This window comes from Brevundimonas sp. (genome assembly GCF_036402095.1).
In the GTDB taxonomy this organism is placed as follows: Bacteria; Pseudomonadota; Alphaproteobacteria; order Caulobacterales; family Caulobacteraceae; genus Brevundimonas.
The window spans coordinates 29,172-51,167 of record NZ_DASWTO010000061.1; the positions used below are offsets into that span (position 1 = coordinate 29,172).

Genomic DNA, 21,996 nt, shown 5'->3' on the forward strand with positions numbered 1-21,996 from the left:
GGGATCGTCTCCGGACTGGGTTCAGACGATGGCGGGCCAAAGCGACAGAACAAGGGCGGCCGCGGCGGCCACGGCCGCTAGGGTGACGCAAACGGCCATCCACGCCGGGATCCGGCTCTCGCGGATGACCATCGTCTGCGCGGCCGGAGGATTCTGGGCCAGCCGCGACAGGGCCTTCAGCGTGGCTCTCAGCTCCTCGACGGCGTCGCGGATCTGGGCCTGCGGCCCCAGCTCGCGCCGGATCCAGCGCTCGACCACCGGCTGTGACGCCGCCCACAGGTCGTGGTCGGGATTGAGCCTTCGCGCCACCCCCTCGACCGAGACCATGGTCTTCTGCAGAAGGATCAGCTCGGGCCGCAGATGCATGTCGAACAGGGCGGTGATCTCGAACAGCTGGCCCAGCAGCCGCCCCATCGACACCTGCGAGGCCTGTTTGCCGACGACCGGTTCGCCGACCGCCCGCAATGCCTGGGCGAAGGCCTCGACCGAATGCTCGGGCGGCACATAGCCGGCCTCGAAATGCACGCGGGCGATCCGCTCGTAGTCGCGGCTCAGGAATCCCCACAGGATTTCCGCCAGATAGCGCCGCTCCGACGGTCCCAGCCGACCGACGATGCCGAAGTCGATCGCCGTGAGCTCCGCCGGTGCGTGGCAGAACAGATTGCCCTCGTGCAGGTCGGCGTGGAAGGCGCCGTAGTCCAGCGCCTGGGTCAGGAAGGCCTGGACCACATTGTCGGCCAGCAGGTTGCGGTCCAGCCCCGGCTGCTCCACGGCCAGTGGATCGGTCATCGGCAGGCCGGGGGCCCACTCCAGCGTCAGCACCCGCTTGCCGACCCCGTCCCAGACCACGGCCGGGGCCGTCATATGCCCGCCGCCCGAGCCGCGCGCCTTGTCCATGATGTCCTTGAGCTCGGACGCCGCCGCCGCCTCCAGCCGCATGTCCAGTTCCAGCTGCAGCGCCCGGGCGATCGTCTCGACGAAGGCCGAGGGCTCCAGCCGCCGCGCCGGGGCCACGAAGCGCACCGCCAGCCGCGCCGCCAGCCGCATCGAGTCCAGCCCCTGCGCCACCCGCCGTTCGACGCCGGGCCGCAGCACCTTGACCGCCACCTTGCGTCCGTCGGCCAGCCAGGCCGGATGCGCCTGCGCCAGCGACGCCGCGGCCACCGGCGGGCCGAAATCGGTGAACAGCGACTCGACAGGCCGGCCCAGCGAGCGCTCGACCTCGCGCCGCGCCTGGTCGACGGGGAAGGGCTCCAGCGCGTCCTTGAGCCGGCCAAGGTCCCGCGCGAACTCGACGCCGAAGATGTCGGCCCGGGTGGCCAGCACCTGGCCCAGCTTGATGGCCACGGGCCCCAGGTGTTCGAAGGCCTTGCCCAGCCTCTGCCCCGGCCGCCCCTCGCGCGCCTCGCGGCCGGCGAAGGCGTGCAGCATGTGGGCGATCCAGCGCACCCAGACGGGCAGCAGCGCCGTGATCTCGCGCGGCAGCAGGGCGTCGTGGCGCACCAGCACCCAGCCCCAGCCGAGCAGGCGCACGAAGGCCTCCGCCGGATGCCGCACGGGGACCGTGGCCGGCGGCGGCGGCGGGGTCGCGGGATCGATCCGGCGCGTCAGATCGCCCACCCGTGATGGATCGCCGCCACGCCGCCCGACAGATTGGTGACCGTCACCCGGCTGAATCCCGCCGCCTCGATCATGCCCTTGAAGGTCGGCTGGTCGGGGAAGCGCCGGATGCTCTCGACGAGGTACTGGTAGCTGTCGCGGTCTCCCGCCACCCAGCCGCCGATGCGGGGGATGGCGTGGAAGGACCAGGCGTCATACGCCTTGCGGATCGCCGAGGCCGTGGGACGAGAGAACTCGAGACAGAGGAAGCGCCCGCCCGGCTTCAGCACCCGCCGCGCCTCGGCCAGCGCCTGCGGAATGTCGGCCACGTTGCGGATGCCGAAGCTGATCGAATAGGCGTCCACCGAGGCGTCCGGCAGCGGCAGGGACATGGCGTCGCCGACGCTCCACGACATCTCCGGCTCGCCGCCCTTGCCGACCCCCGCCATGATCATTTCGGCGTTGTAGTCCAGCACGATGACCGAGGCGTCGGGGCCTCCGCGTCGCTGCTGCGCGGCCCGCGCCATCTTCGCATAGCGCCGCGCCATGTCGCCGGTGCCACCCGCCACGTCGAGGATGGTCTCGCCCGGACGCGGGTTCAGCTTCGCCGCCGCCGCGTCCTTCCACAGCCGATGCACGCCCCCGCTCATCAGGTCGTTCATCAGGTCGTAGTTCGAGGCCACGCTGTCGAACACGCCGCGGACCAGCCGCACCTTTTCCTTCGCGTCGACGTCGCGAAAGCCGAAGGAGGAGGTCTTGCCTGCAGGGGCGTCGGAAGAGGCCGCGTCGGTCATCCCGGCGGTCTAGCGTTTCCGGGAAGGCGCGTCATCCGTCCGCATGGCCGCAGCACGCGCCTCAATGCGCCGGGGTGCTTGGGCGGGGCACGCCCAGATCCTTCATCACCCCGCGCATCAGGGCGTAACAGCCGCAGGAGGCCTTCTCGAGAGCCTTGCGATCCAGCACCTCGACCCAGCCGCGTCCGCGTCGGATCAGACCCTTTTCCTCGAGCGCCGAGCCGACCTCGGATACGGTGGCGCGGCGCACGCCCAGCATGCCGGCGATGTCGGACTGGGTCAGGGCGAAGCGGTCCGCGTCGGCGCGGTCGTGGATGGTCAGCAGCCAGCGCGCCAGCCGCTCGTCCAGCCGGTGCTGGGCGTTGCAGGCCGCCGCCTGCTGCACCTGGGCGAACAGGCTTTCGGTGAATTTCGACAGGGCCGTGCGCATGCGCTCGCTGTGGCTGAGCGCGTCCGCGAACACATCCGCAGGACAGCAGGCCGAGACCCCGTCGACCTGGGCGATGGCGCGACTGGCCGCGCGGGCGTTCAAGGGGCCGCAGGTGACTCCGACCAGACCCTCGCGTCCGATGGCCGCGGTCTCGATCATCCGGTCCTCGTCGACAAGGGTCATCAGCGAGACCACGCCGCTCATCGGGAACCAGACCTCCTCGACGGCCTCGCCGGCGTCATACAGCATCTGCCCCTGGGCGAAGGGCCGCTCGGTCAGGTGCGGTTCGATCCGCTTTCGATCGGCGGGGTCGAGCGCCGCGATCCACAGATTGTCCATGTCCGGAGCTCCACGTTCGAATGGGTCCGCCGTGTAACGCCAAGCTTGCTCCCGCGTTCCTGAGTCGGAAATCGGCGTCTTGTGGGCCGGCCCGCCGCGCGATACGGCAGTCGGACGGAGGCCCGTCGACGCGGTCCTACGGCGATGAGGCGGACATGACCGGGCGGCTGGATTTGAACGAGGTTCTCGACGCCCTGCCGTTGTGGCGGGCCCACCCCGGCGATCGCCCGGCGATCGAGCGCAAGCTGGTCTTCGCCGACTTCAACGCCGCCTTCGGATTCATGACCCGCGTGGCCCTGCTGGCGGACAAGGTCGACCATCATCCTGAATGGTTCAACGTCTACAATCGGGTCGAGGTGGTCCTCACCACCCACGACGCCGGCGGGGTGACGCGGCGCGACCTCGACATGGCCCGCTTCATCGACGAGACCGCCGCCGCCATGGGCGTGACGGCGTGAGCGGCCGCGTCGCCGGCAAGGCGGCCCTGATCACCGGCGCCGCCGGCGGTCTCGGTCAGGCGATGGCGCGGATGCTGGCGCGGGAAGGCGCCCGGGTGGCCCTGACCGACATGAACTTCGAGGGCGTTGAGGCGCTGGCGGCGGAGATCAACGCCGATCGTCCCGGGACCGCCTTCGCGTTCGCTCACGACGTCACCGACGAGGGGCAATGGGCGTCCGTGATCGCCCAGGGCCTCGAGGCCATGGGCGGGCTGTCGATCCTCATCAACAACGCCGGAATCGGCGGCGAGCTGACCTGGGTCGAGCAGGACACCCTGGAGAACTGGCGCCGTGTCCAGGCCGTCAACGTCGAGTCGATCATGCTCGGCTGCAAGCACGCCATGCCGCATCTGCGGGCCTCGGGCGCTGGCTCGATCGTCAACATCAGCTCGGTCGCGGGCCTCGCCGCCGCCCCCGGCATGGGGGCCTACAACGCCACCAAGGCCGCCGTCTGGATGTACACCAAGACCATCGCGCTGGAGGCGGCGAAGGCCGGCTGGAACGTCCGGTGCAACTCGGTCCATCCGGTCTTCATCAGGACCCCGATACTCGACCCGTTCGTGGCCATGGCCGGCGGCGACGAGACGCTGGCGCACGAGAAGCTGGCCCGCGGCATCCCGCTGAAGCGCATCGGCGAGCCCGACGACGTAGCCTACTGCGTCCTCTATCTGGCCTCCGACGAGTCGAAATTCGTCACCGGCGCCGAGTTCAAGATCGACGGCGGCATGCTGGCGCAATAGGCGGTCTCACGTCGCCGCCGCTCCCTGTGATCCAGCCTGTCCACGGCGGCGCTTCCACTCGGGCCAAAGCGCGTCCAGCAGCAGCAGGGCGACGCCGATGTTGACGCCGCAGTCGGCGACGTTGAATACCCACGGGAACACGCCGCTTCCCGACACGTCGATAAAATCAACGACGTAGCCGAAACGGATGCGATCAATGGCGTTTCCGATCGCCCCGCCGATGATCAGGCCGATGGCGACGACCTGCAGACGCCGGTCGACCCGGAGCGCCCACCAGCTCATGACTGCGGCGACGACGAACGGAAAGACGCTGAACACCCACCGCCCCGCGCCGCCGCCGAAGAGGCCGAAGCTCACGCCGGTGTTCCGGACCATGGTGAACCTGAGCAGGCCGGGCACCACCTCGCCGAACAGGTGGCCGTCGGGAATCTGCGCGATGCCCCCGGGACCGGCCGAGCCGACCACCCACGCCTTGGTCAACTGATCGAGAACGATGACGGCCAGGGCGAGACCCCAGGCGAGGACAGCAAGGCGGGTGACCCTGATGCTCATTCGTCCGCTATTCCAGAATATCCGCCGGCAGGATCTGGCTGCTGAGCAGCGTCTCCATCGCCTCCCAGCGGTCAGAGCCCTGCCGCTCGACCCAGGCCTGCACCACGTCGCGGCCCAGGCCGTAGTTGATGATGTAGCTGCGGTAGGTGTCGATGAAGCGCAGCCGCTGGGTCGCCTTGGCCTGGTCGGCGAGGCTGTATTTCATCAGCAGTTCGATCGCCCGTTCGCGGCCGATGCGGCCAGCCAGATAGTCGTCGGCGATGGTGTATTCGGCCCGGGCCAGTCGCCGCGTCAGCGCCCCCAGTTGCGCCTTCTTGTCCGCCGTCGAGGGGTCCAGACCGGCCAGAGGGAACAGCACTTCACGCTCGAACTCCGTGCCCTCGTCGCCCGGGAAGGCCAGGTCGATGCCGTAGTTGGCGCTGCCCTCGGCCACGAACGACATCGGGCTGAACAGCGGATAGACGCTCATCTCGACCCAACCCCGGTCGGTGACGAAGGTCTTCTCCAGCAGGGCATTGTAGACATGGTGGCCGGGGTAGCCCTCGTGGCACCCCAGATCGATCGCCCGCTCGGTGTAGATCGGGAAGTCGGCGTTGATCTCGATCTTCGACTGCGAATTGCCCTGGTAATAATTGTACCCGGACCACGGCTTGTCGCTGACGAAGGCGAGGGTGAAGTTCTCGTTCGCGGGCAGGGCGATGTGGCGGGCGGTGCGGCGGCGGCATTCGGCGATGGCGGCGTCCATCACCACCTGCAGCCGGTCTTTCGGGATCACATAGTGCGATTTGAATTCTGTGACGCGCTCGGCGAGCGTGCCCGGCCCCGGCAGCAGGGCGTCGATCTCGGCCAGAACCGGATCGTAGGAGGACAGGGGGCGCAGTTCGGGGCGGACGCCGAACAGGGCTTCGGCCTCGTCGGCGAAGCCCATCTTCTCGCCCGACAGCATCCGCAGCCGTGCGGCGGCCGCCGAGACGTGCGCCAGCAAATAGGCCGTGCGTTGCGCCACGGCGGACTCGGCGCCAGCCGTCGAGACGGCGTTCAGTCGGTCAGTCAGCGAGGCGGCGCCCTGGATCAGCTGCGGCACGGTGCGGGGGTTGGCCTCGGCCGCCGCGGCCCACTCCGGCGGGCCGTAGTAGGCGTCGACATAGCCCTCTTCCCGCTCGCCGATCTCGAGGGTCAGGGCGACGTAGTCGCGGGCGATCGCGTCGAGGCTGTCGCCGGACGGGTCGGGCGCGGCCCCCGGCCCGGTGGCGCAGGCGCCGAGCAGGCACAACAGGCTGATAAGGATCGCGCGCATCGGAAACTCCCGTCGGTGAGCGGCCGCACGCTAGGCGACGGGAGGGCGCTCGCCAAGCCGGTTGCGCATTCGGGATTGAGGGCGGCGCGGTCCTGCTGTAAGGCCCTTCGTCCCGGCTTTTCGCCGCCAGACGCACCCGTAGCTCAGCTGGATAGAGTACTGCCCTCCGAAGGCAGGGGTCAGAGGTTCGAATCCTCTCGGGTGCGCCATTTCTTCCTCACGATCAGGCGGAACGGCGCGCGGCTCTTGCCAAGAGCCCGGCGCGGCGCATCATGGCGGCGTTGATCTGGGGAGGTCGCAAATGAGAATCGCCGCACTGGTGGGCGTCGTCGCCCTCACGCTCGCGGGGCCGGCCGCCGCCGAAACATGGCAGGCGTTTTCCCGCAGCACGAACAACGCCTTCATGGCCGATACGGACAGCATCGCCACGCAGGGCGAGATCACCTCGATCCGCGTGGCCACTGTGCCCCGAACCGGCGAAGCGGGCGACCTGAGCCATTCGATCGAGACCTATGAGTTCCGCTGCCCCGCCAGCCAATGGCGCACGGCGGGCGTGGTCGAGTTCGGCCCGGACGGGGCCGAGGCCGGCCAGTATCCGGAAGCTGACGCCGCATGGGAGCCTGTCCGGAACGGCACGATGCCGGCCTACCTGAAGGAGATCGCCTGCGAGGGCACGCGCGCCGTGCCGCCGCACTGGCCCACCATCCAGGCCTTCATCGAGGCCGGCCGGCCGTAGCGCCGGTCAGGCGTCGACGGCGGCGTCCAGGGCGTTGGCCTGGATGAACTCGCGGCGTGGCTCGACCACGTCGCCCATCAGCTTGGCGAACAGGTCCGAGGCGTCCTCCTGGTGCTCGACCGACACCTTCAGCAGGGTGCGGGCGTTGGCGTCCAGGGTGGTCTCCCACAGCTGCTCGGGGTTCATCTCGCCCAGACCCTTGTAGCGCTGGATGGCGATGCCCTTCTTGCCCGCGTCCAGAACGGCTTCCAGCAGGTCCAGCGGACCGCGCACGGTCACCGTCTTGTCCTTGCGGCGGTAGACGGCGGGCTTGTCGAACAGGCCCTCGAAGGCGGCCGAGCGCTCGGCCAGGCGGCGGGCGTCCAGCGAGCGGATCAGCGCCTCCTCCAGCACGATGCGCTCGGTCACGGCGCGGCGCACGCGCTCGAACACCACCGCTCCCTGCGCGCCCGGCGAGCCGGCCCAGTCGCCGTCGCCTTCCTCGGCGTAGAGATTGAGGCGTGCGGCGGCCTTCGCCGGGTCGGCGGCGGTCTCGTCGAACAGGCCGGCCAGCGCCGCCTGCTCGATGGCGAAGGCGGGCGCGCGCTGCGACAGACGGTCGACGCCGGCCTTGAAGGCCTTGGCCTCCCGCACCAGCGCCTGCAGGTCCAGGCCGACGCGGCGCTCGCCGTTGGGCAAATCCAGCTCGGCTTCGGACGAGCCTTCCTCGATCAGGTAGGAGTCCATCTCCGCCTGGTCCTTGAGGTAGCGCGACTGCTTGCCCTTGGAGACTTTGTAGAGCGGCGGCTGGGCGATGTAGACGTGGCCGCGCTCGATCAGCTCCGGCATCTGCCGGTAGAAGAAGGTCAGCAGCAGGGTCCGGATGTGGGCGCCGTCGACGTCGGCGTCGGCCATCAGGATGATCTTGTGGTAGCGCAGCTTGTCGGCGTTGAAGTCGTCGCGGCCGATGCCGGTGCCCAGCGCCAGGATCAGCGTGCCGATCAGCTCCGAAGATAGCATGCGGTCGAAACGGGCGCGCTCGACGTTGAGGATCTTGCCGCGCAGCGGCAGGACGGCCTGGTTCTCGCGGTTGCGAGCCTGTTTGGCCGAGCCGCCGGCGGAATCGCCCTCGACGATGAACAGTTCGGACTTGGCCGGATCGCGCTCCTGACAGTCGGCCAGCTTGCCGGGCAGGGAGCTGATCTCCATCGCCGTCTTGCGCCGGGTCAGGTCGCGGGCCTTGCGCGCGGCCTCGCGGGCGGCGGCGGCCTCGATGATCTTGGCCACGACCTGCCGGGCCTCGACAGGATGCTCCTCGAACCAGGTCGAGAGACCCTCGGTGCACAGGGCCTCGACCGCCGGACGCACCTCCGAAGAGACCAGCTTGTCCTTGGTCTGGGAGCTGAATTTCGGATCCGGCACCTTGACCGACAGCACGCAGGTCAGGCCCTCGCGGGCGTCCTCGCCCGAGACCGAAACCTTCTCCTTGCGGGCGGCGCCGGCCGCGTCGATGTAGCTGCCCATGACCCGCGTCAGCGAGGTCCGGAAGGCTGACAGATGGGTGCCTCCATCCCGCTGAGGGATGTTGTTGGTGAAGCACAGCATGGTCTCGTGGTAGCTGTCGTTCCACCACAGGGCGAGATCGAGCTCGATCCCTTCCTTCTTGCCGCGAATGACGATGACGTCCTTCAGAATCGGCGTCTTCGACTTGTCGAGGTGGCGCACGAAGGCCTCGACCCCGCCCTCGTAGTGCAGGATTTCCTCGAAGGGCTCGGCGTGGCGATTGTCACGCAGCTTGATGACCACGCCCGAGTTCAGGAAGGCCAGCTCGCGCAGCCGGTGCTCGAGCGTCTTCAGGTCGAAGTCGATGTGCGAGAAGGTCGTCACCGACGGGTAGAAGGTCACCTCCGTGCCGGACAGCGGCTGTCCCGCTCGCTCGCCCGTGTCCCGCAGCGGCGCGTCGCCCGTGACGCGCAGGCTCTCGACCGTATCGCCGCGCTCGAAGCGCATCTCATGCCGCTTGCCGTTGCGATAGATGACCAGCTTCAGCCAGTCCGAAAGGGCGTTCACCACCGAGACGCCGACGCCGTGCAGGCCGCCCGAGACCTTGTAGGAGTTCTGGTCGAACTTACCGCCGGCGTGCAGCTGGGTCATGATGACCTCGGCCGCCGAGACGCCTTCACCCTCGTGGATGTCGGTGGGAATGCCGCGGCCGTTGTCGGTCACCGTCACCGAGCCGTCGGCGTTGAGGATGACCTGGACCAGGTCGGCGTGGCCGGCCAGGGCCTCGTCGATGGCGTTGTCGACCACCTCGTAGACCATGTGATGCAGGCCCGAACCGTCGTCGGTGTCGCCGATGTACATGCCGGGGCGCTTGCGCACCGCGTCCAGGCCCTTCAGGACCTTGATCGAGTCGGCCCCGTAGGCGGCCTCTTCGGCAGTGTCTTCGTGGCGCGCGGTCGGGGTCTGGTCGGTCATATATTCGGTCGGATCATCGCCCGGATCGGGCCTGAGAGGACGGCGCTCGCGCCACCCGGAATCGTCTGTCTCCGGACGGCGAATCTGGTCCGCGCCGGAACCGGCAAGATATAGGATTTTCCGGGGAAATTGCGAGCGAAACCGACGCCGACGCGCGGCGCTTCAACCGCTCACCGGGGGGGCGTCCTGGCGGGCCTGTAGGCTTTAGCCGGGGCCGAGGGCGCAACGCAGCGCCCCGGCCTGCATCGGAACGTGGTTACGGCCCACGACGGCGAACACCCGCTCGCCGGATCGCGCCGCGCGGGCGAGCATGCGGTACATGTGGACGTCGCGGACCTCGCTGGAGGCGGCGTTGATCGCCGCCATGAACCGACCGCCGGTCACGGCGTCGTCCGTGGCCGGATCGAACCAAGCCGAGGGCGCGGCTCGCCAGTCGGACCCGTCGGTCCAGTACGCGGCGAACGCGGTCTGCAGGCCGCCGAGATCGGTGAAGGCCAGGTCCAGGCTTGCCTCTGCGGCTATGCCGTTCAGACGCGTCAGCAGGGTCGCAACAGCCTCGTCCAGCGCCGCGGGCGACAACCGCTCGCGATCGCGCAGGCGGGCGGCTTCGCGAAGAACGAAGAACAGTTCGACCTGGTCGGCTGGAAACCGTTCCTGCAGCGCCCTGAACTGCTCGACCGGCGACGGCTCGAGAGGGGCGGTGCGGGCTCCGTGCCGGGCCGCCAGCCAGCGCACGAAGCCGGACTCGCCGCGCGTCGTGATCGTGTCGGCGCCGTCGACTCCGACACCGCGATCCGGTCCCTCGTAGAAGACCACGGTGGGCGCGGCCGCGCGAAGGGCGGCTTCGATCCCGGCGAACTGCGGATCGGCCGCATCCCGCGAGTGACGGGCCCCGACATAGGTGAGCCGTCCGCCTCCCTCGGCGGAAATGTCGAGGTCCCAGACGGTGTCCGGCGTTTCCCGCCAGTCGGCGTAGGACAACAGACGCCCCTCGCACGCGGCGATCGGATCGGCGGCCAGCAGGGCGGAGGCGGCGAGGATGGCGAACATGAAAGGACCCGTCTGTTGAGACGGGCCCCTCATGCCGTTCCCGATGTGGGGCGTCAGCTTAAGCTTTGGTCATGCCGCCGCTCAGGCGAGCGACGGATCGGCCGCCTTGCAGGCTTCGATCAAGCCCTTCACCGAATCGACCGACCTGGCCAGCATCGCCTTCTCGTCGTCGTTGGTGGTGAATTCGATCACCTTCTCGACGCCGCCGGCGCCGATCAGGGCCGGCACCCCGACGTACAGGTCCGACAGGCCGTATTCGCCCGACAGCCAGACCGCGCAGGGCAGGACGCGCTTCTGGTCCAGCAGGTAGGAGCGGGCCATGGCGATGGCGCTCTCGGCCGGGGCGTAGAAGGCCGATCCGGTCTTCAGCAGGGCGACGATCTCGCCGCCGCCCTTGCGGGTGCGCTCGACGATGGCGTCCAGTTCGGCCTGCGACAGGAAGCCGGCCTTGACCGCGTCGGGCAGGGGCAGGCCGCCGACCGTCGAATGGCGCACCATCGGCACCATGTCGTCGCCGTGGCCGCCCAGGGTCCAGGCGTGGATGTCCTGGATCGACACCCCGGTCTTTTCCGCGAGGAAGTAGGCGAAGCGGGCCGAGTCGAGCACGCCGGCCATGCCGATGACCTTCTCCTTCGGCAGGCCCGAGAATTTCTGCAGCGCCCAGACCATGGCGTCGAGCGGGTTGGTGATGCAGATGACGAAGGCGTTGGGGGCGTGCTGTCTGATGCCCTCGCCGACCGCCTTCATGACCTTCAGGTTGATACCGATCAGGTCGTCGCGGCTCATGCCCGGCTTGCGCGGCACGCCGGCGGTGACGATGCAGACATCGGCGCCGGCGATGTCGGCGTAGTCGTTGGCGCCCTTCAGGGCGACGTCCGTGCCGATGACGGCGGTGGCCTCGGCGATATCCAGGGCCTTGCCCTGGGGGGTGCCCTCGGCGATGTCGAACAGGATGACGTCGCCCAGCGCCTCGCGCGCGGCCACGTGGGCCAGGGTGCCGCCGATCATGCCGGCGCCGATAAGGGCGATCTTCGCGCGAGCCATACTGTTCGTCTCCGGGAGGAAGGTTGTGCGGTCGGAAAACCGCTGTCGGGCGGGGTCTAGACCCGCCGGCGCGGCCCTGCAACCGTGACGCCGCGTCACGCAGAAGACGGGCTTCGGCCGCGATAAATCCGTGCCCGGTTCGACCTGCGGGAAGGCTCCGCCGACGGGGACTCCCGGTGCAGCTTCAGACGACGCCCGGCAGCACCCGCGGCTTGCGGTCGTCGCCGATGGCGACATAAGTGAACACGCCCTCGGTCACCCGCACGGCTTCGGCATGGGCGGCGTTGCGCGACCGTTTCCAGGCCTCGACATGGACCCGGATCGACGTGCGGCCGGACCGGATCACCGTGGCGTGCAGCGACACCTCGTCACCGACCGAGACCGGCTGGTGAAAGACCATGGCGTCCAAGGCCACCGTCACGCATCGCCCCTGCGCCAGTTCGAACGCCGGCGTCGCCCCGGCCAGGTCCATGTGGGCCAGCAGCCAGCCGCCGAAGATGTCGCCCTCGGGGTTGGTGTCGGCCGGCATGGCGATGACCCGGCCAACGAGGCGGCCTTCCGGCGCATCGCCCATCAGAAGGCGCTCTGGCCGGTGATGGCGCGGCCGAGGATCAGGGCGTGGACGTCATGCGCCCCTTCATAGGTGTTGACCGTCTCGAGGTTCATGGCGTGGCGCATGACGTGCATCTCGCCCGTGATGCCGGCGCCGCCGTGCATGTCCCGCGCCGTTCTGGCGATTTCCAACGCCTTGCCGCAGTTGTTGCGCTTCATCATCGAGATGGCTTCCGGGACCCAGGCCCCCTGGTCGAGCAGGCGGCCCAGCGCCAGCGCCCCCTCGAAGCCGAGGAAGATCTCTGTCTGCATGTCGGCCAGCTTCTTCTGAACCAGCTGCCGCGACGACAGCGGGCGGCCGAACAGCATGCGCTCGCCGACATAGTCGCGGGTCAGGTGGAAACAGGCCTCGGCCGCGCCCATGGCGCCCCAGGCGATGCCGTAGCGGGCCTTGTTGAGGCAGGAGAAGGGGCCGCGCAGGCCCTTGACCCCGGGCAGCAGGTTCTCCTCCGGCACGAAGACGTCGTTGAGGCCGATGTCGCCGGTGATCGAGGCGCGCAGGCTCAGCTTGTCGCCGATCTTGTCCGTGGTGAAGCCGTCCATGCCGCGCTCGACGATGAAGCCGCGGATCGTGTCGTCCAGCTTGGCCCAGACCACGGCGAGGTCGCTGATGGGGCTGTTGGTGATCCAGTATTTGGCGCCGTTCAGGCGATAGCCGCCGTCGACGGCCACGGCTTTCGTTTTCATCGAGGCGGGGTCCGAGCCGCCGTCGGCCTCGGTCAGGCCGAAGCAGCCGACCAGCTCGCCGGCCGCCATGCGCGGCAGGAAGCGCATCTTCTGCTCTTCCGAGCCGAAGGCGTAGATCGGGTACATGGCCAGCGAGGACTGCACGCTCATGGCCGAGCGGTAGCCGCTGTCGACCGCCTCGATCTCTCGCGCGATCAGGCCGTAGGCCACGTGGCTGACCGACGAGCCGCCGTACTGTTCCGGCAGCATGGCCCCGAGGAAGCCCATCTCGCCGAGCTCGGTCATGATGGCCTTGTCGAACACCTCGTCGCGGAAGGCGGCGATGACGCGCGGCAGCAGCTTCTCGCGGGCGTAGGACCGCGCCGCCTCCTGGATCATCCGCTCGTCGTCGGTCAGCCGGCCCGACAGGTCCAGCGGGTCGTCCCAGCGGAAGGTCTTGGCGGGAGTAGCGGAGCCGTCGGCCATGAGTGGTCTTTCCTGAGCGGGCGCGGATTTCGGCGGTCCTGACTCAGACCCCCTGTTCTGCGGCGCGGTTTAGGCCAGAATGGCGCGCGCGGGTAGAGGGAGCGCCCGCGACCAGCTAGGCTGTCGGCATGATCCAGACCTTCAATCGCCTGTTCGTCGAGCATCCGCGCGAGGTGAACGAAAGCTACCTGCATCACATGGCGGCGTCGTCGCGATTCGGTTTCCGCCTGCTCAAGCTGGCCGGCTGCGCCTTCCTGCACGCCCTTGTGCCCGGGGTGCACAAGGCCACGGTGTCGTCCTCGATCTGTTGCATGGCCGACGAACTGGGCGGCCGCGCCCGCGAGGCCCGCGAGTGCCGCATGCGCGACGCCGGGGTGTGGGATCCGGGGCTTTAGCCGGCGGCGCCGAACCGCTAAGCACGGCGCATGACCCATGGCCCCCTCTCCGGCGTTCGCGTTCTCGATCTCAGTCGCGTGCTGGCCGGGCCGTGGGCGACGCAGACCCTGGCGGACCTCGGGGCCGAGGTGATCAAGATCGAGCGGCCGGGCGCCGGCGACGACACCCGCCACTGGGGCCCGCCGTTCACGACGAAGGCCGACGGCTCGAAGGGCGACGCGGCCTATTTCCTCTGCGCCAACCGGGGCAAGAAGTCAGTCGAGCTGGACATCGCCACGCTCCAGGGGGCGGAGATCGTCCGTGAACTGGCGAAGACCTGCGACGTCGTGGTTGAGAATTTCAAGACCGGCGGGCTGAAGAAGTACGGCCTCGATCATGCGGCCCTGTCGGCGGTCAATCCGAAGCTGGTTTACTGCTCGATCACCGGCTTCGGGCAGGACGGGCCCGACGCGCACCGCGCCGGTTACGACTACATGATCCAGGCCATGGGCGGGCTGATGTCGATCACCGGCCAGCCCGATGGTTCGCCGGGGGCGGAGCCGATGAAGGTCGGCGTGGCGGTGGTCGACGTGTTCACCGGCCTCTACGCCTCCAACGCCATCCTCGCCGCCCTGTTGCATGCCCGCGCGACGGGGCAGGGTCAGCACATCGACATCGCCCTGTTCGACGTGCAGGCGGCCATGCTGGCTAATCAGGCGACCAATTTCTTCGTCAGCGGCAAGGCCCCCGCGCGGATGGGCAACGCCCATCCCAACCTCGCCCCCTACCAGCCCTTTCCGTGCACGGACGGCATGGTGGTCATCGCAGTCGGCAACGACGGCCAGTTCCGGGCGCTGGCGCAGGCGCTGGGCGCGCCCGGCCTCGGCTCGGATCCGCGATTCACGACCAACGCCCTGCGTATCGAGCACCGCGCCGATCTGACCGCCGATCTCTCGTCCCTGACGGCGGGTCTGACCATGAAGGCGCTGATGACGGCGCTCGAGGCGGCCGGGGTGCCGTGCGGTCCGGTCAATACGGTCGATCAGGTCTTCGATGAGCCGCAGGCGAAGCATCGCGGGCTGGAGGTGACGCAGAGCCGCGGCGACCTGTCCGCCCCGGTCCGCACCGTCGCCTCGCCGATCCGGATGTCGGCGACCCCGGTCGCCTACGACCTGCCGCCGCCTGCGCTGGGCGAACATACGGACGAGGTGCTGCGGCAGGTGCGGTCGGGCGATCGGCCCTAGGGCGGGTCCAGAAGCAGTTTCACGACGGCCACGACGGCGAGGGTCCCGGCCGCAAGGCCCACCACGGTTCCGGCGACCGCCAGCAGCATGCCTTGCCAGGCGACGGGGCGGAACCGGCGCGGCAGGCTGTTGCCCCAGAAGCCGCCGGTGGCGAAGGCCGCCAGGGCCATGACCGTCCCGGCTGCGCGGGTTCCGATCTCCATTTCGGTCAGATCGTCGCCCTCGTCCGTGGCGAACTCGCCGGCCTGCACGCGCGCCAGCAGGGCGCGCGCCTCCTGGATCAGCGAGGCGGGCGCCATCAGCCGGATACCGAGGGCCCGCTGCATCAGCGGGTCGACGGTAGTCTGGAACCGCTCCGTGACGGTGGCGTCGATGCCGTGCGAGGCGAGGAAGGCCGAGGCGAGCTCAGCCTCATAGACGTCGGTGAAACGGACGATCTCGCGGAGGCTCATGGGGCGAGCCTAGCATGACCCAGAAGCGGCGCTATAGGCCCCTACAGGTCCAGCAGCGCCCGCGCCGGATCCTCGAGCAGCTCCTTGACCCGCACCAGGAAGGTCACCGCCTCCTTGCCATCGACGATGCGGTGGTCGTAGCTCAGGGCCAGGTACATCATCGGCCGGATCTTGACCTCGCCGTTCACCGCCATCGGCCGCTGGACGATGTTGTGCATGCCGAGGATGCCCGACTGCGGCGCATTCAGGATCGGCGTCGACATCAGCGAGCCGTAGGTGCCGCCGTTGGTGATGGTGAAGGTGCCGCCCTGCAGATTCTCCAGGGTCAGCTCGCCGTCCCGGGCCGCCTTGCCCAGCGCCGCGATGCCCTTCTCGATTCCGGCCAGCGACAGTTGATCGGCATCCCGCAGCACGGGCACGACCAGACCCTTCTCGGTGCCGACGGCGATGCCGATGTCGTAGTGGTTCTTGTAGATGATGTCCGTGCCGTCGATCTCGGCGTTGACCGCCGGGATCTCGTGCAGGGCCTGCACCACGGCGCGGGTGAAGAAGCTCATGAAGCCCAGCTTCACCCCGTGGCGCTTCTCGAAAGCGTCCTTGTACTGGGTGCGCAGGGCCATGACCTCGGTCATGTCCACCTCGTTGAAGGTGGTCAGCTGGGCGGCGGTGTTCTGCGACTCTTTCAGGCGGCGCGCGATGGTCTGGCGCAGCCGGGTCATCTTGACCCGCTCCTCGCGCGGCTGATCGGCGCGCGGCGCGGTCTGGGCCGCCGGGGCCGCAGCCGCGGCCGGAGCCGGCGCCGCCTTCGGCGCGGCGTTGATGGCGGCGAGGGCGTCACCCTTGGTGATGTTGCCCTTGGGCCCGGTCGCCGCGATGGCCTTCGGATCGAGGTTGTTCTCGCTGACCACCCGCTGGACGGCCGGCGACAGGTGCGGCGCGTCCGTACCGGGGGCGGGGGCGGCGCTGGTCGAGGGTGCGGCTGGCGCAGCCGGAGCCGCAGCAGCGCCGGAAGTCGCTATGCTGCCGATCTGCTGACCGGGGGTGACGGTCGCGCCGGCCCCGGCGTCGATGGTCAGCACGCCGGCGGCCGGGGCGGAAACCTCGACGGCGACCTTGTCGGTCTCGATCTCGACCAGCAGTTCGTCCTTGGCGACGGTGTCGCCCGACTTCTTCAGCCAGGTCCCCATCGATCCCTCGGCGACGCTCTCGCCCATGACCGGGGTCATGATCGGCACGGTCCCGCCAGAGCCGGCGGCCGGAGCCGGGGCCGGGGCCGGGGCGGACGCGGGCTCGGCCGCGGGGGGCGGAGCCGCCGAGGCCTTGGCTCCAGCCTCGGGAGCCGCAGCGGCAGGCGCGGCGGTGGCGCCCTCGCTGACCACTCCCAGCACGGCGCCCGGGGTCACCGTCTCACCGTCCGGGGCCTTGATCTCGGCCAGCACGCCGTCGGCGGGGGACACCACTTCCAGCGAAACCTTGTCGGTCTCCAGCTCGACCAGCACCTCGTCTTTCTTGACCGGATCGCCGGCCTTCTTCGTCCACTTGCCGATAGTGGCTTCGGTGACGGATTCGCCGAGGGCGGGGGTCAGGATGTCGGCCATGTCGGTCCAGGTCTCGTTCGGTTCTACGGGTATCAGGCGAAGGCGTCGGTCAGGAAGGCGTCGAGTTCTTTCAGGTGCCGGCTCATCAGGCCGGCGGCGGTTGAGGCCGAGGCCGGGCGGCCGACATAGCGGGCCCGCTTCGACTTCACGTTCAGCTTCTCCAGCGTCAGTTCCAGCCACGGATCGACGAAGGTCCAGCCGCCCATGTTCTTGGGCTCTTCCTGGCACCAGACCAGTTCGGCGTTGGGGAAGCGGCCCAGTTCGGCCATCAGCGACTTCATCGGCCACGGATAGAACTGCTCCAGCCGCATCAGATAGACGTCGTCGACGCCGTCCCGTTCGCGCCGCTCCAGCAGGTCGTAATAGACCTTGCCCGAGCACAGCACGACGCGGCGGATGTCCTTGTCGGCCCTGATCTTGATCCCGGCGACCTCGGGCCGCGTCTGGGCGTCGTCGTGCAGCACGCGGTGGAAGGAGCTGCCCTCGGCCATGTCGGCGATCGTCGACACCGCCTTCTTGTGCCGCAGCAGCGACTTGGGCGTCATGATGATCAGCGGCTTGCGGAACGGCCGGTGCATCTGGCGGCGCAGGATGTGGAAGTAGTTGGCCGGCGTGGTGCAGTTGGCGACCTGGATGTTGTCCTCGGCGCACTGCTGCAGGAAACGCTCGAGACGGGCCGAGGAGTGTTCCGGGCCCTGCCCCTCGTAGCCGTGCGGCAGCAGCATGGTCAGGCCGCACATGCGCAGCCATTTGCGCTCGCCCGAGGTGATGAACTGGTCGATCACCACCTGGGCGCCGTTCACGAAGTCGCCGAACTGGGCTTCCCACATGACCAGCGTATTGGGGTCGGTCAGGGCGTAGCCGTACTCGAAGCCCAGCACCGCCTCTTCCGACAGGGCCGAGTCGATCACCTCGAACTCGGCCTGGCCTTCGCGCAGGTTGTTCAGCGGTACGTAGCGAGCCTCGGTCGTCTGGTCGACGATGCCCGAATGGCGCTGGCTGAAGGTGCCGCGCACCGAGTCCTGGCCGGACAGGCGGACCGGGAAGCCCTCGTCCAGCAGCGAGGCGAAGGCCAGGCTCTCGGCCGTGGCCCAGTCGATGTTCTCGCCCGTCGCGATCATCTCGCGCCGGCCGTCCATGACCCGCTTCAGCGTCTTGTGCATGTCGACGCCGTTCGGAATGGTCGTCAGCCGGTGGCCGAGGTCCTTCAGCTTCGCCGCCGGGACCGAGGTCGCGCCGCGCCGCTCGTCGCCCTCGGGCAGGCCGATGCCCTGCCACTGGCCGTCCATCCAGTCGGCCTTCCGGGCTTCGAAGGCCTTGCCCGCCTCGAACTCGGCGTCGAGGAACGCCTCGAACCGTTCGATCTCGGCGTCGACCGCCGCCTGGTCGATCACCCCTTCGGCGATCAGCCGCTCGGTGTAGATTTCCCGCGTCGAGGGCAGGGCGCGGATCTTCGAATACATCACCGGCTGGGTGAACGTGGGGTCGTCGCCCTCGTTGTGGCCGAAGCGGCGGTAGCAGAACATGTCCACCACCACGTCCTTGTGGAACTTCTGCCGGAACTCGGTGGCCACCTTGGCGGCGAAGACTACCGCTTCCGGGTCGTCGCCGTTGACGTGGAAGATCGGGGCCTGGACCATCAGGGCCACATCCGACGGATAGGGCGACGAGCGCGAGTTCCGCGGGCTGGTCGTGAAGCCGATCTGGTTGTTGACGACGAAATGGATCGTCCCGCCGGTGCGGTAGCCCTTCAGCCCCATCAGGGCGAAGCATTCGGCCACCACGCCCTGGCCGGCGAAGGCGGCGTCGCCGTGGATCAGCAGCGGCACGACCTTCGAGCGGTCCAGCGCCCATTGCTCTTCCGGCTGGCCGGCGTTGGCCTCGCGAATGTCGAAAGCCTGTTTCGCCCGCGCCTTGCCCAGGACCACCGGGTTGACGATCTCGAGGTGTGAGGGGTTGGCGGTCAGCGACAGGTGGACCCGGTTGCCGTCGAACTCGCGGTCCGACGAGGCCCCCATGTGGTATTTGACGTCGCCCGAGCCCTCGATGTCGGACGGCACGGTGGAGCCGCCCTGGAACTCGTGGAAGATGGCGCGGTAGGGCTTGCCCATCACCGCGGCCAGGGTGTTCAGCCGCCCGCGGTGGGCCATGCCCAGCACGATCTCGTCGACGCCCAGCGCCCCGCCACGCTTGATGATCTGCTCCAGCGCCGGGACCATGGCCTCGCCGCCGTCCAGGCCGAACCGCTTGGTGCCCGGGAAGCGCTTGTGCAGGAAGCGCTCGAAGCCTTCGGCCTCGATCAGCTTGTTCAGGATCGCCAGCTTGCCTTCGCGGGTGAAGGCGTTGCGCTCGAACTTGTCCGACCCCTCGAAGCGCGCCTGCAGCCAGGATTTCTCCTCCGGCTCGGCGATGTGCATGAACTGGATGCCGATATGGCCGCAGTAGGTGCGCTTCAGGATCGCCAGCACCTCGCGGATAGTGCCGGTCTGCAGGCCCAGCACTCCGTCCAGATAGATCGGCCGGTCGAGGTCGGCCTCGCTGAAGCCGTAGAATTCCGGCGTCAGCTCCGGGTTTTCGGTCGGCTGCTCGATGCCCAGCGGATCCAGCGTCGCCTGCAGGTGGCCGCGAACGCGGTAGCTGCGGATCAGCATCAGGGCCCGGATGGAGTCGTGGGCGGCCGCCCGGATGGCCTCGGCGGACACCTCGGCCGAAGCCTTGGCGGGCGCGGCGCCCTCCTTCTTCGGATCAGGCTTGGGAGTCGGCCAGCGGCCGTCGAACACGGCGGCCTCCTCGGTCGGCTCCGCTGCCGCAGAACGGCCCCAGGCCCCGGCGCCGCTGGCGGCCATCACCGTCTCGGCGTTGTCCCGCAGCTGGTCGAAGAAGGCACGCCATTCGCCGGAAACCGACGACGGATCGGCGGCCCATTTCTCGTGCAGGTCCTCGATGAACGAGGCGTTGGAGCCATACAGGAAGCTGGTCTCGGCAAAGACCTGGTTCAGCCGACCGGCATCGTCCGCCCTTGTTCTCGTCGCGTCCCTTGGGCGGCGCGCGCACGTCTGCCCGCTGCCGGCGCCGCTGATATAGGCGCTGTTTCCTTATGGGTCATGACCGAATGGGGGCGAAGGGGCGGAATTTGTCGCAAATTCCGCGAAATCCCCCCGTTTCGTGCCCCACAAGTGGGACATCGTGCGGCTCGCCTTCATCCGCCATCCTCGGGTCAGGCCCGAGGACGACGGCTCGCGGAAGGGGGACCCTACCCCTTCAGCACCTCGACCAGCGTCGCACCCAGACGGGCCGGGGACGGCGAGACGCGGATGCCGGCGGCTTCCATCGCCGCGATCTTGGACTCCGCGTCGCCCTTTCCGCCCGACACCACGGCCCCGGCGTGGCCCATGGTGCGACCCTTGGGCGCGGTGCGGCCGGCGATGAAGCCGACCATCGGCTTCTTGCGGCCCTTCTTCGCCTCGTCGATCAGGAACTGGGCCGCGTCCTCCTCGGCGCCGCCGCCGATCTCGCCGATCATGACGATCGACTGGGTCTCGTCGTCGGCCAGGAACAGCTCCAGCACGTCGATGAATTCGGTGCCCTTGACGGGGTCGCCGCCGATGCCGACGGCCGTGGTCTGGCCCAGGCCTTCGTTGGTGGTCTGGAACACCGCCTCATAGGTCAGGGTGCCCGAACGCGAGACGATGCCGACATTGCCCTTCTTGAAGATCGAGCCCGGCATGATGCCGATCTTGCACTCTTCGGGGGTCAGGATGCCGGGGCAGTTCGGGCCCAGCAGGCGCGATTTCGACCGGTCCAGCCGGGCCTTGACCCGCACCATGTCCAGCACCGGGATGCCCTCGGTGATGCAGGTGATGAACGGCACCTCGGCCTCGATGGCCTCGATGATGGCGTCGGCGGCGCCCGCCGGCGGGACATAGATGACCGAGGCGTCGGCGCCGGTGGCCTCCTTCGCTTCCGCCACGCTGGCGAAGATCGGCAGGGTCTCCCCCTCCGACCCGTGCCACAGCTCGCCGCCCTTCTTCGGGTGCACGCCGCCGACCATCTTCGTCCCGTAGTAGCGGAGCGCCTGTTCGGTGTGGAAGGTCCCGGTCTTGCCGGTCAGGCCCTGGACGATGACCTTGGTGTTCTTGTCGACGAGGATGGACATTCTAGTTTCCCGGGGGAGAGGCAGGGGCCGTTTCGGTGGTCACGATCTGGCGTGAAAGAGAGACTGTCGCGCGTCCGTCGGGGGCGGCGGCATAGCTGAGGGTGACGTCGCCGAACCGCGACCATGAGCGGATCGGGATCGGGCTGCCGGGAAAGCCCGTGACCGGTCCTTCGGCGTCAAGTTCCAGACTGGCCGCGAGGGCGGCGACCTCGTCCCCGAGTGCGGGCTCGGCGCGTTCCACCGACACCGTGCAAACCGATCCCAACGAAGGATCGTCCGACCCGAATTCGCGGACCTGGGTCAGCATGACGACGGCTCCCTCGCCACGATAGAAGAGGTTCCAACCTCCCGCCGGTCCCGTGTGGGAGGTGGTGCGCGCCTGCCGCCACCGGCGCTGGCGGGCCAGCCGCTCAAAGGCGTCCCGCCGCATCCCGGTTTCCACGCAGGCGTCTCGCACCAACTGCGGTACGTCGGCCCGTTGCGGCGCGGCGGGAACCGCGCCGGCCGACGCCAGAACGATGGCAGCAGCGAGCCCGGCCGCCATCACCCGACCGCCGCGACGATCTTCTGGGCGGCGTCGTCGAGATCGTCCGCCGCCGTGATGGCGAGGCCGGATTCATTGAGAATCTTCTTGCCGAGCTCGACGTTGGGGCCCTCGAGGCGGACGACCAGCGGGACCTGCAGGCCGACTTCCTTGACCGCCGCGACCACGCCCTCGGCGATGACGTCGCAACGCATGATGCCGCCGAAGATGTTGACCAGAATACCCTGCACGGCGGGGTCGGCGGTGATGATCTTGAAGGCCGCCGCCACCTTCTCCTTGCTGGCGCCGCCGCCGACGTCGCAGAAGTTGGCCGGCTCCTTGCCGTACA

At 68.9% G+C, this 21,996-nt stretch carries 20 protein-coding genes, 1 tRNA gene and 1 pseudogene; 6 read left to right on the forward strand and 16 right to left on the reverse strand.

Annotated features, from left to right (window positions below):
* Positions 1 to 21: 21 nt before the first annotated feature.
* The 3 genes from ubiB to VGD32_RS05300 form a co-directional block, all read right to left on the reverse strand.
* Positions 22 to 1,620 (reverse strand): 2-polyprenylphenol 6-hydroxylase, encoded by a 1,599-nt coding sequence (gene ubiB / locus VGD32_RS05290; protein ID WP_331030860.1) that lies wholly within the window; start codon positions 1,618 to 1,620, stop codon positions 22 to 24.
* The gene (locus VGD32_RS05295) at positions 1,608 to 2,393 is read right to left on the reverse strand and encodes a class I SAM-dependent methyltransferase (protein WP_331030861.1); all 786 of its coding nucleotides are present in this window, start codon (positions 2,391 to 2,393) and stop codon (positions 1,608 to 1,610) included. The genes ubiB and VGD32_RS05295 overlap by 13 nt, the downstream gene beginning before the upstream one ends.
* A gap of 61 nt (positions 2,394 to 2,454) precedes the next feature.
* Complete coding sequence (locus VGD32_RS05300; protein ID WP_331030862.1) at positions 2,455 to 3,162, reverse strand: Crp/Fnr family transcriptional regulator; 708 nt, start codon at positions 3,160 to 3,162, stop codon at positions 2,455 to 2,457.
* 155 nt (positions 3,163 to 3,317) lie between these two features.
* On the opposite strand from VGD32_RS05300, the gene VGD32_RS05305 reads away from it, so the two are divergent.
* Positions 3,318 to 3,620 carry a 4a-hydroxytetrahydrobiopterin dehydratase gene (locus VGD32_RS05305; protein WP_331030863.1) on the forward strand — a complete coding sequence of 101 codons (303 nt, stop codon included), beginning with the start codon at positions 3,318 to 3,320 and terminating at the stop codon, positions 3,618 to 3,620.
* Positions 3,617 to 4,399, forward strand: coding sequence for an SDR family oxidoreductase (locus VGD32_RS05310; RefSeq protein ID WP_331030864.1), 783 nt, complete (start codon positions 3,617 to 3,619; stop codon positions 4,397 to 4,399). Before VGD32_RS05305 ends, VGD32_RS05310 begins: the two co-directional genes overlap by 4 nt.
* 6 nt (positions 4,400 to 4,405) lie before the next feature.
* On the opposite strand, the gene lspA is transcribed toward VGD32_RS05310, so the two are convergent.
* Positions 4,406 to 4,951 (reverse strand): signal peptidase II, encoded by a 546-nt coding sequence (gene lspA, locus VGD32_RS05315; RefSeq protein WP_331030865.1) that lies wholly within the window; start codon positions 4,949 to 4,951, stop codon positions 4,406 to 4,408.
* Positions 4,952 to 4,958: 7 nt separating this feature from the next.
* Positions 4,959 to 6,248, reverse strand: a complete 1,290-nt coding sequence (locus VGD32_RS05320; protein ID WP_331030866.1) for a hypothetical protein — start codon at positions 6,246 to 6,248, stop codon at positions 4,959 to 4,961.
* Between the two features lie 132 nt (positions 6,249 to 6,380).
* Between VGD32_RS05320 and VGD32_RS05325 the strand changes: the two genes are divergently transcribed.
* Both VGD32_RS05325 and VGD32_RS05330 read left to right on the forward strand, forming a co-directional pair.
* Positions 6,381 to 6,457: transfer RNA gene (locus tag VGD32_RS05325), tRNA-Arg, on the forward strand.
* 92 nt (positions 6,458 to 6,549) lie between these two features.
* Positions 6,550 to 6,984, forward strand: a complete 435-nt coding sequence (locus VGD32_RS05330; protein ID WP_331030867.1) for a surface-adhesin E family protein — start codon at positions 6,550 to 6,552, stop codon at positions 6,982 to 6,984.
* 6 nt (positions 6,985 to 6,990) lie between these two features.
* On the opposite strand, the gene gyrB is transcribed toward VGD32_RS05330, so the two are convergent.
* The 5 genes from gyrB to VGD32_RS05355 form a co-directional block, all read right to left on the reverse strand.
* Entirely contained in the window at positions 6,991 to 9,441 is a 2,451-nt protein-coding gene (gene gyrB, locus VGD32_RS05335) for a DNA topoisomerase (ATP-hydrolyzing) subunit B (protein WP_331030868.1), read from the reverse strand.
* 204 nt (positions 9,442 to 9,645) lie between these two features.
* Positions 9,646 to 10,491 carry a hypothetical protein gene (locus VGD32_RS05340; protein ID WP_331030869.1) on the reverse strand — a complete coding sequence of 282 codons (846 nt, stop codon included), beginning with the start codon at positions 10,489 to 10,491 and terminating at the stop codon, positions 9,646 to 9,648.
* An 81-nt stretch (positions 10,492 to 10,572) separates the two neighbouring features.
* The gene (gene mdh, locus VGD32_RS05345; protein ID WP_331030870.1) at positions 10,573 to 11,535 is read right to left on the reverse strand and encodes a malate dehydrogenase; all 963 of its coding nucleotides are present in this window, start codon (positions 11,533 to 11,535) and stop codon (positions 10,573 to 10,575) included.
* A 184-nt stretch (positions 11,536 to 11,719) separates the two neighbouring features.
* Entirely contained in the window at positions 11,720 to 12,109 is a 390-nt protein-coding gene (locus tag VGD32_RS05350) for an acyl-CoA thioesterase (protein ID WP_331030871.1), read from the reverse strand.
* Positions 12,109 to 13,299, reverse strand: a complete 1,191-nt coding sequence (locus tag VGD32_RS05355; RefSeq protein ID WP_331030872.1) for an acyl-CoA dehydrogenase — start codon at positions 13,297 to 13,299, stop codon at positions 12,109 to 12,111. Before VGD32_RS05355 ends, VGD32_RS05350 begins: the two co-directional genes overlap by 1 nt.
* Positions 13,300 to 13,427: 128 nt before the next feature.
* On the opposite strand from VGD32_RS05355, the gene VGD32_RS05360 reads away from it, so the two are divergent.
* Together VGD32_RS05360 and VGD32_RS05365 are read left to right on the forward strand one after the other, a co-directional pair.
* Entirely contained in the window at positions 13,428 to 13,694 is a 267-nt protein-coding gene (locus VGD32_RS05360) for a DUF6356 family protein (RefSeq protein ID WP_331030873.1), read from the forward strand.
* A 30-nt stretch (positions 13,695 to 13,724) separates the two neighbouring features.
* Positions 13,725 to 14,918 carry a CaiB/BaiF CoA-transferase family protein gene (locus VGD32_RS05365; RefSeq protein WP_331030874.1) on the forward strand — a complete coding sequence of 398 codons (1,194 nt, stop codon included), beginning with the start codon at positions 13,725 to 13,727 and terminating at the stop codon, positions 14,916 to 14,918.
* On the opposite strand, the gene VGD32_RS05370 is transcribed toward VGD32_RS05365, so the two are convergent.
* From VGD32_RS05370 to sucC, 6 genes and pseudogenes are all read right to left on the reverse strand, one after another.
* Positions 14,915 to 15,370: a hypothetical protein gene (locus VGD32_RS05370; protein ID WP_331030875.1), complete on the reverse strand. Its 456-nt coding sequence runs from the start codon at positions 15,368 to 15,370 to the stop codon at positions 14,915 to 14,917. The two genes, VGD32_RS05365 and VGD32_RS05370, sit on opposite strands and share 4 nt — an antisense overlap.
* A 41-nt stretch (positions 15,371 to 15,411) precedes the next feature.
* Positions 15,412 to 16,968, reverse strand: coding sequence for a 2-oxoglutarate dehydrogenase complex dihydrolipoyllysine-residue succinyltransferase (gene odhB, locus VGD32_RS05375; RefSeq protein WP_414644347.1), 1,557 nt, complete (start codon positions 16,966 to 16,968; stop codon positions 15,412 to 15,414).
* Between the two features lie 32 nt (positions 16,969 to 17,000).
* Positions 17,001 to 19,967 (reverse strand): 2-oxoglutarate dehydrogenase E1 component, encoded by a 2,967-nt coding sequence (locus VGD32_RS05385; RefSeq protein WP_331030880.1) that lies wholly within the window; start codon positions 19,965 to 19,967, stop codon positions 17,001 to 17,003.
* A 254-nt stretch (positions 19,968 to 20,221) separates the two neighbouring features.
* Positions 20,222 to 21,124: a succinate--CoA ligase subunit alpha gene (gene sucD, locus VGD32_RS05390; protein WP_331030876.1), complete on the reverse strand. Its 903-nt coding sequence runs from the start codon at positions 21,122 to 21,124 to the stop codon at positions 20,222 to 20,224.
* Between the two features lies 1 nt (position 21,125).
* Positions 21,126 to 21,668, reverse strand: coding sequence for a hypothetical protein (locus tag VGD32_RS05395; RefSeq protein WP_331030877.1), 543 nt, complete (start codon positions 21,666 to 21,668; stop codon positions 21,126 to 21,128).
* A pseudogene (sucC, locus tag VGD32_RS05400) lies at positions 21,668 to 21,996 on the reverse strand (succinate--CoA ligase subunit beta); the annotation flags it as partial. The pseudogene sucC and the gene VGD32_RS05395, both read right to left, overlap by 1 nt.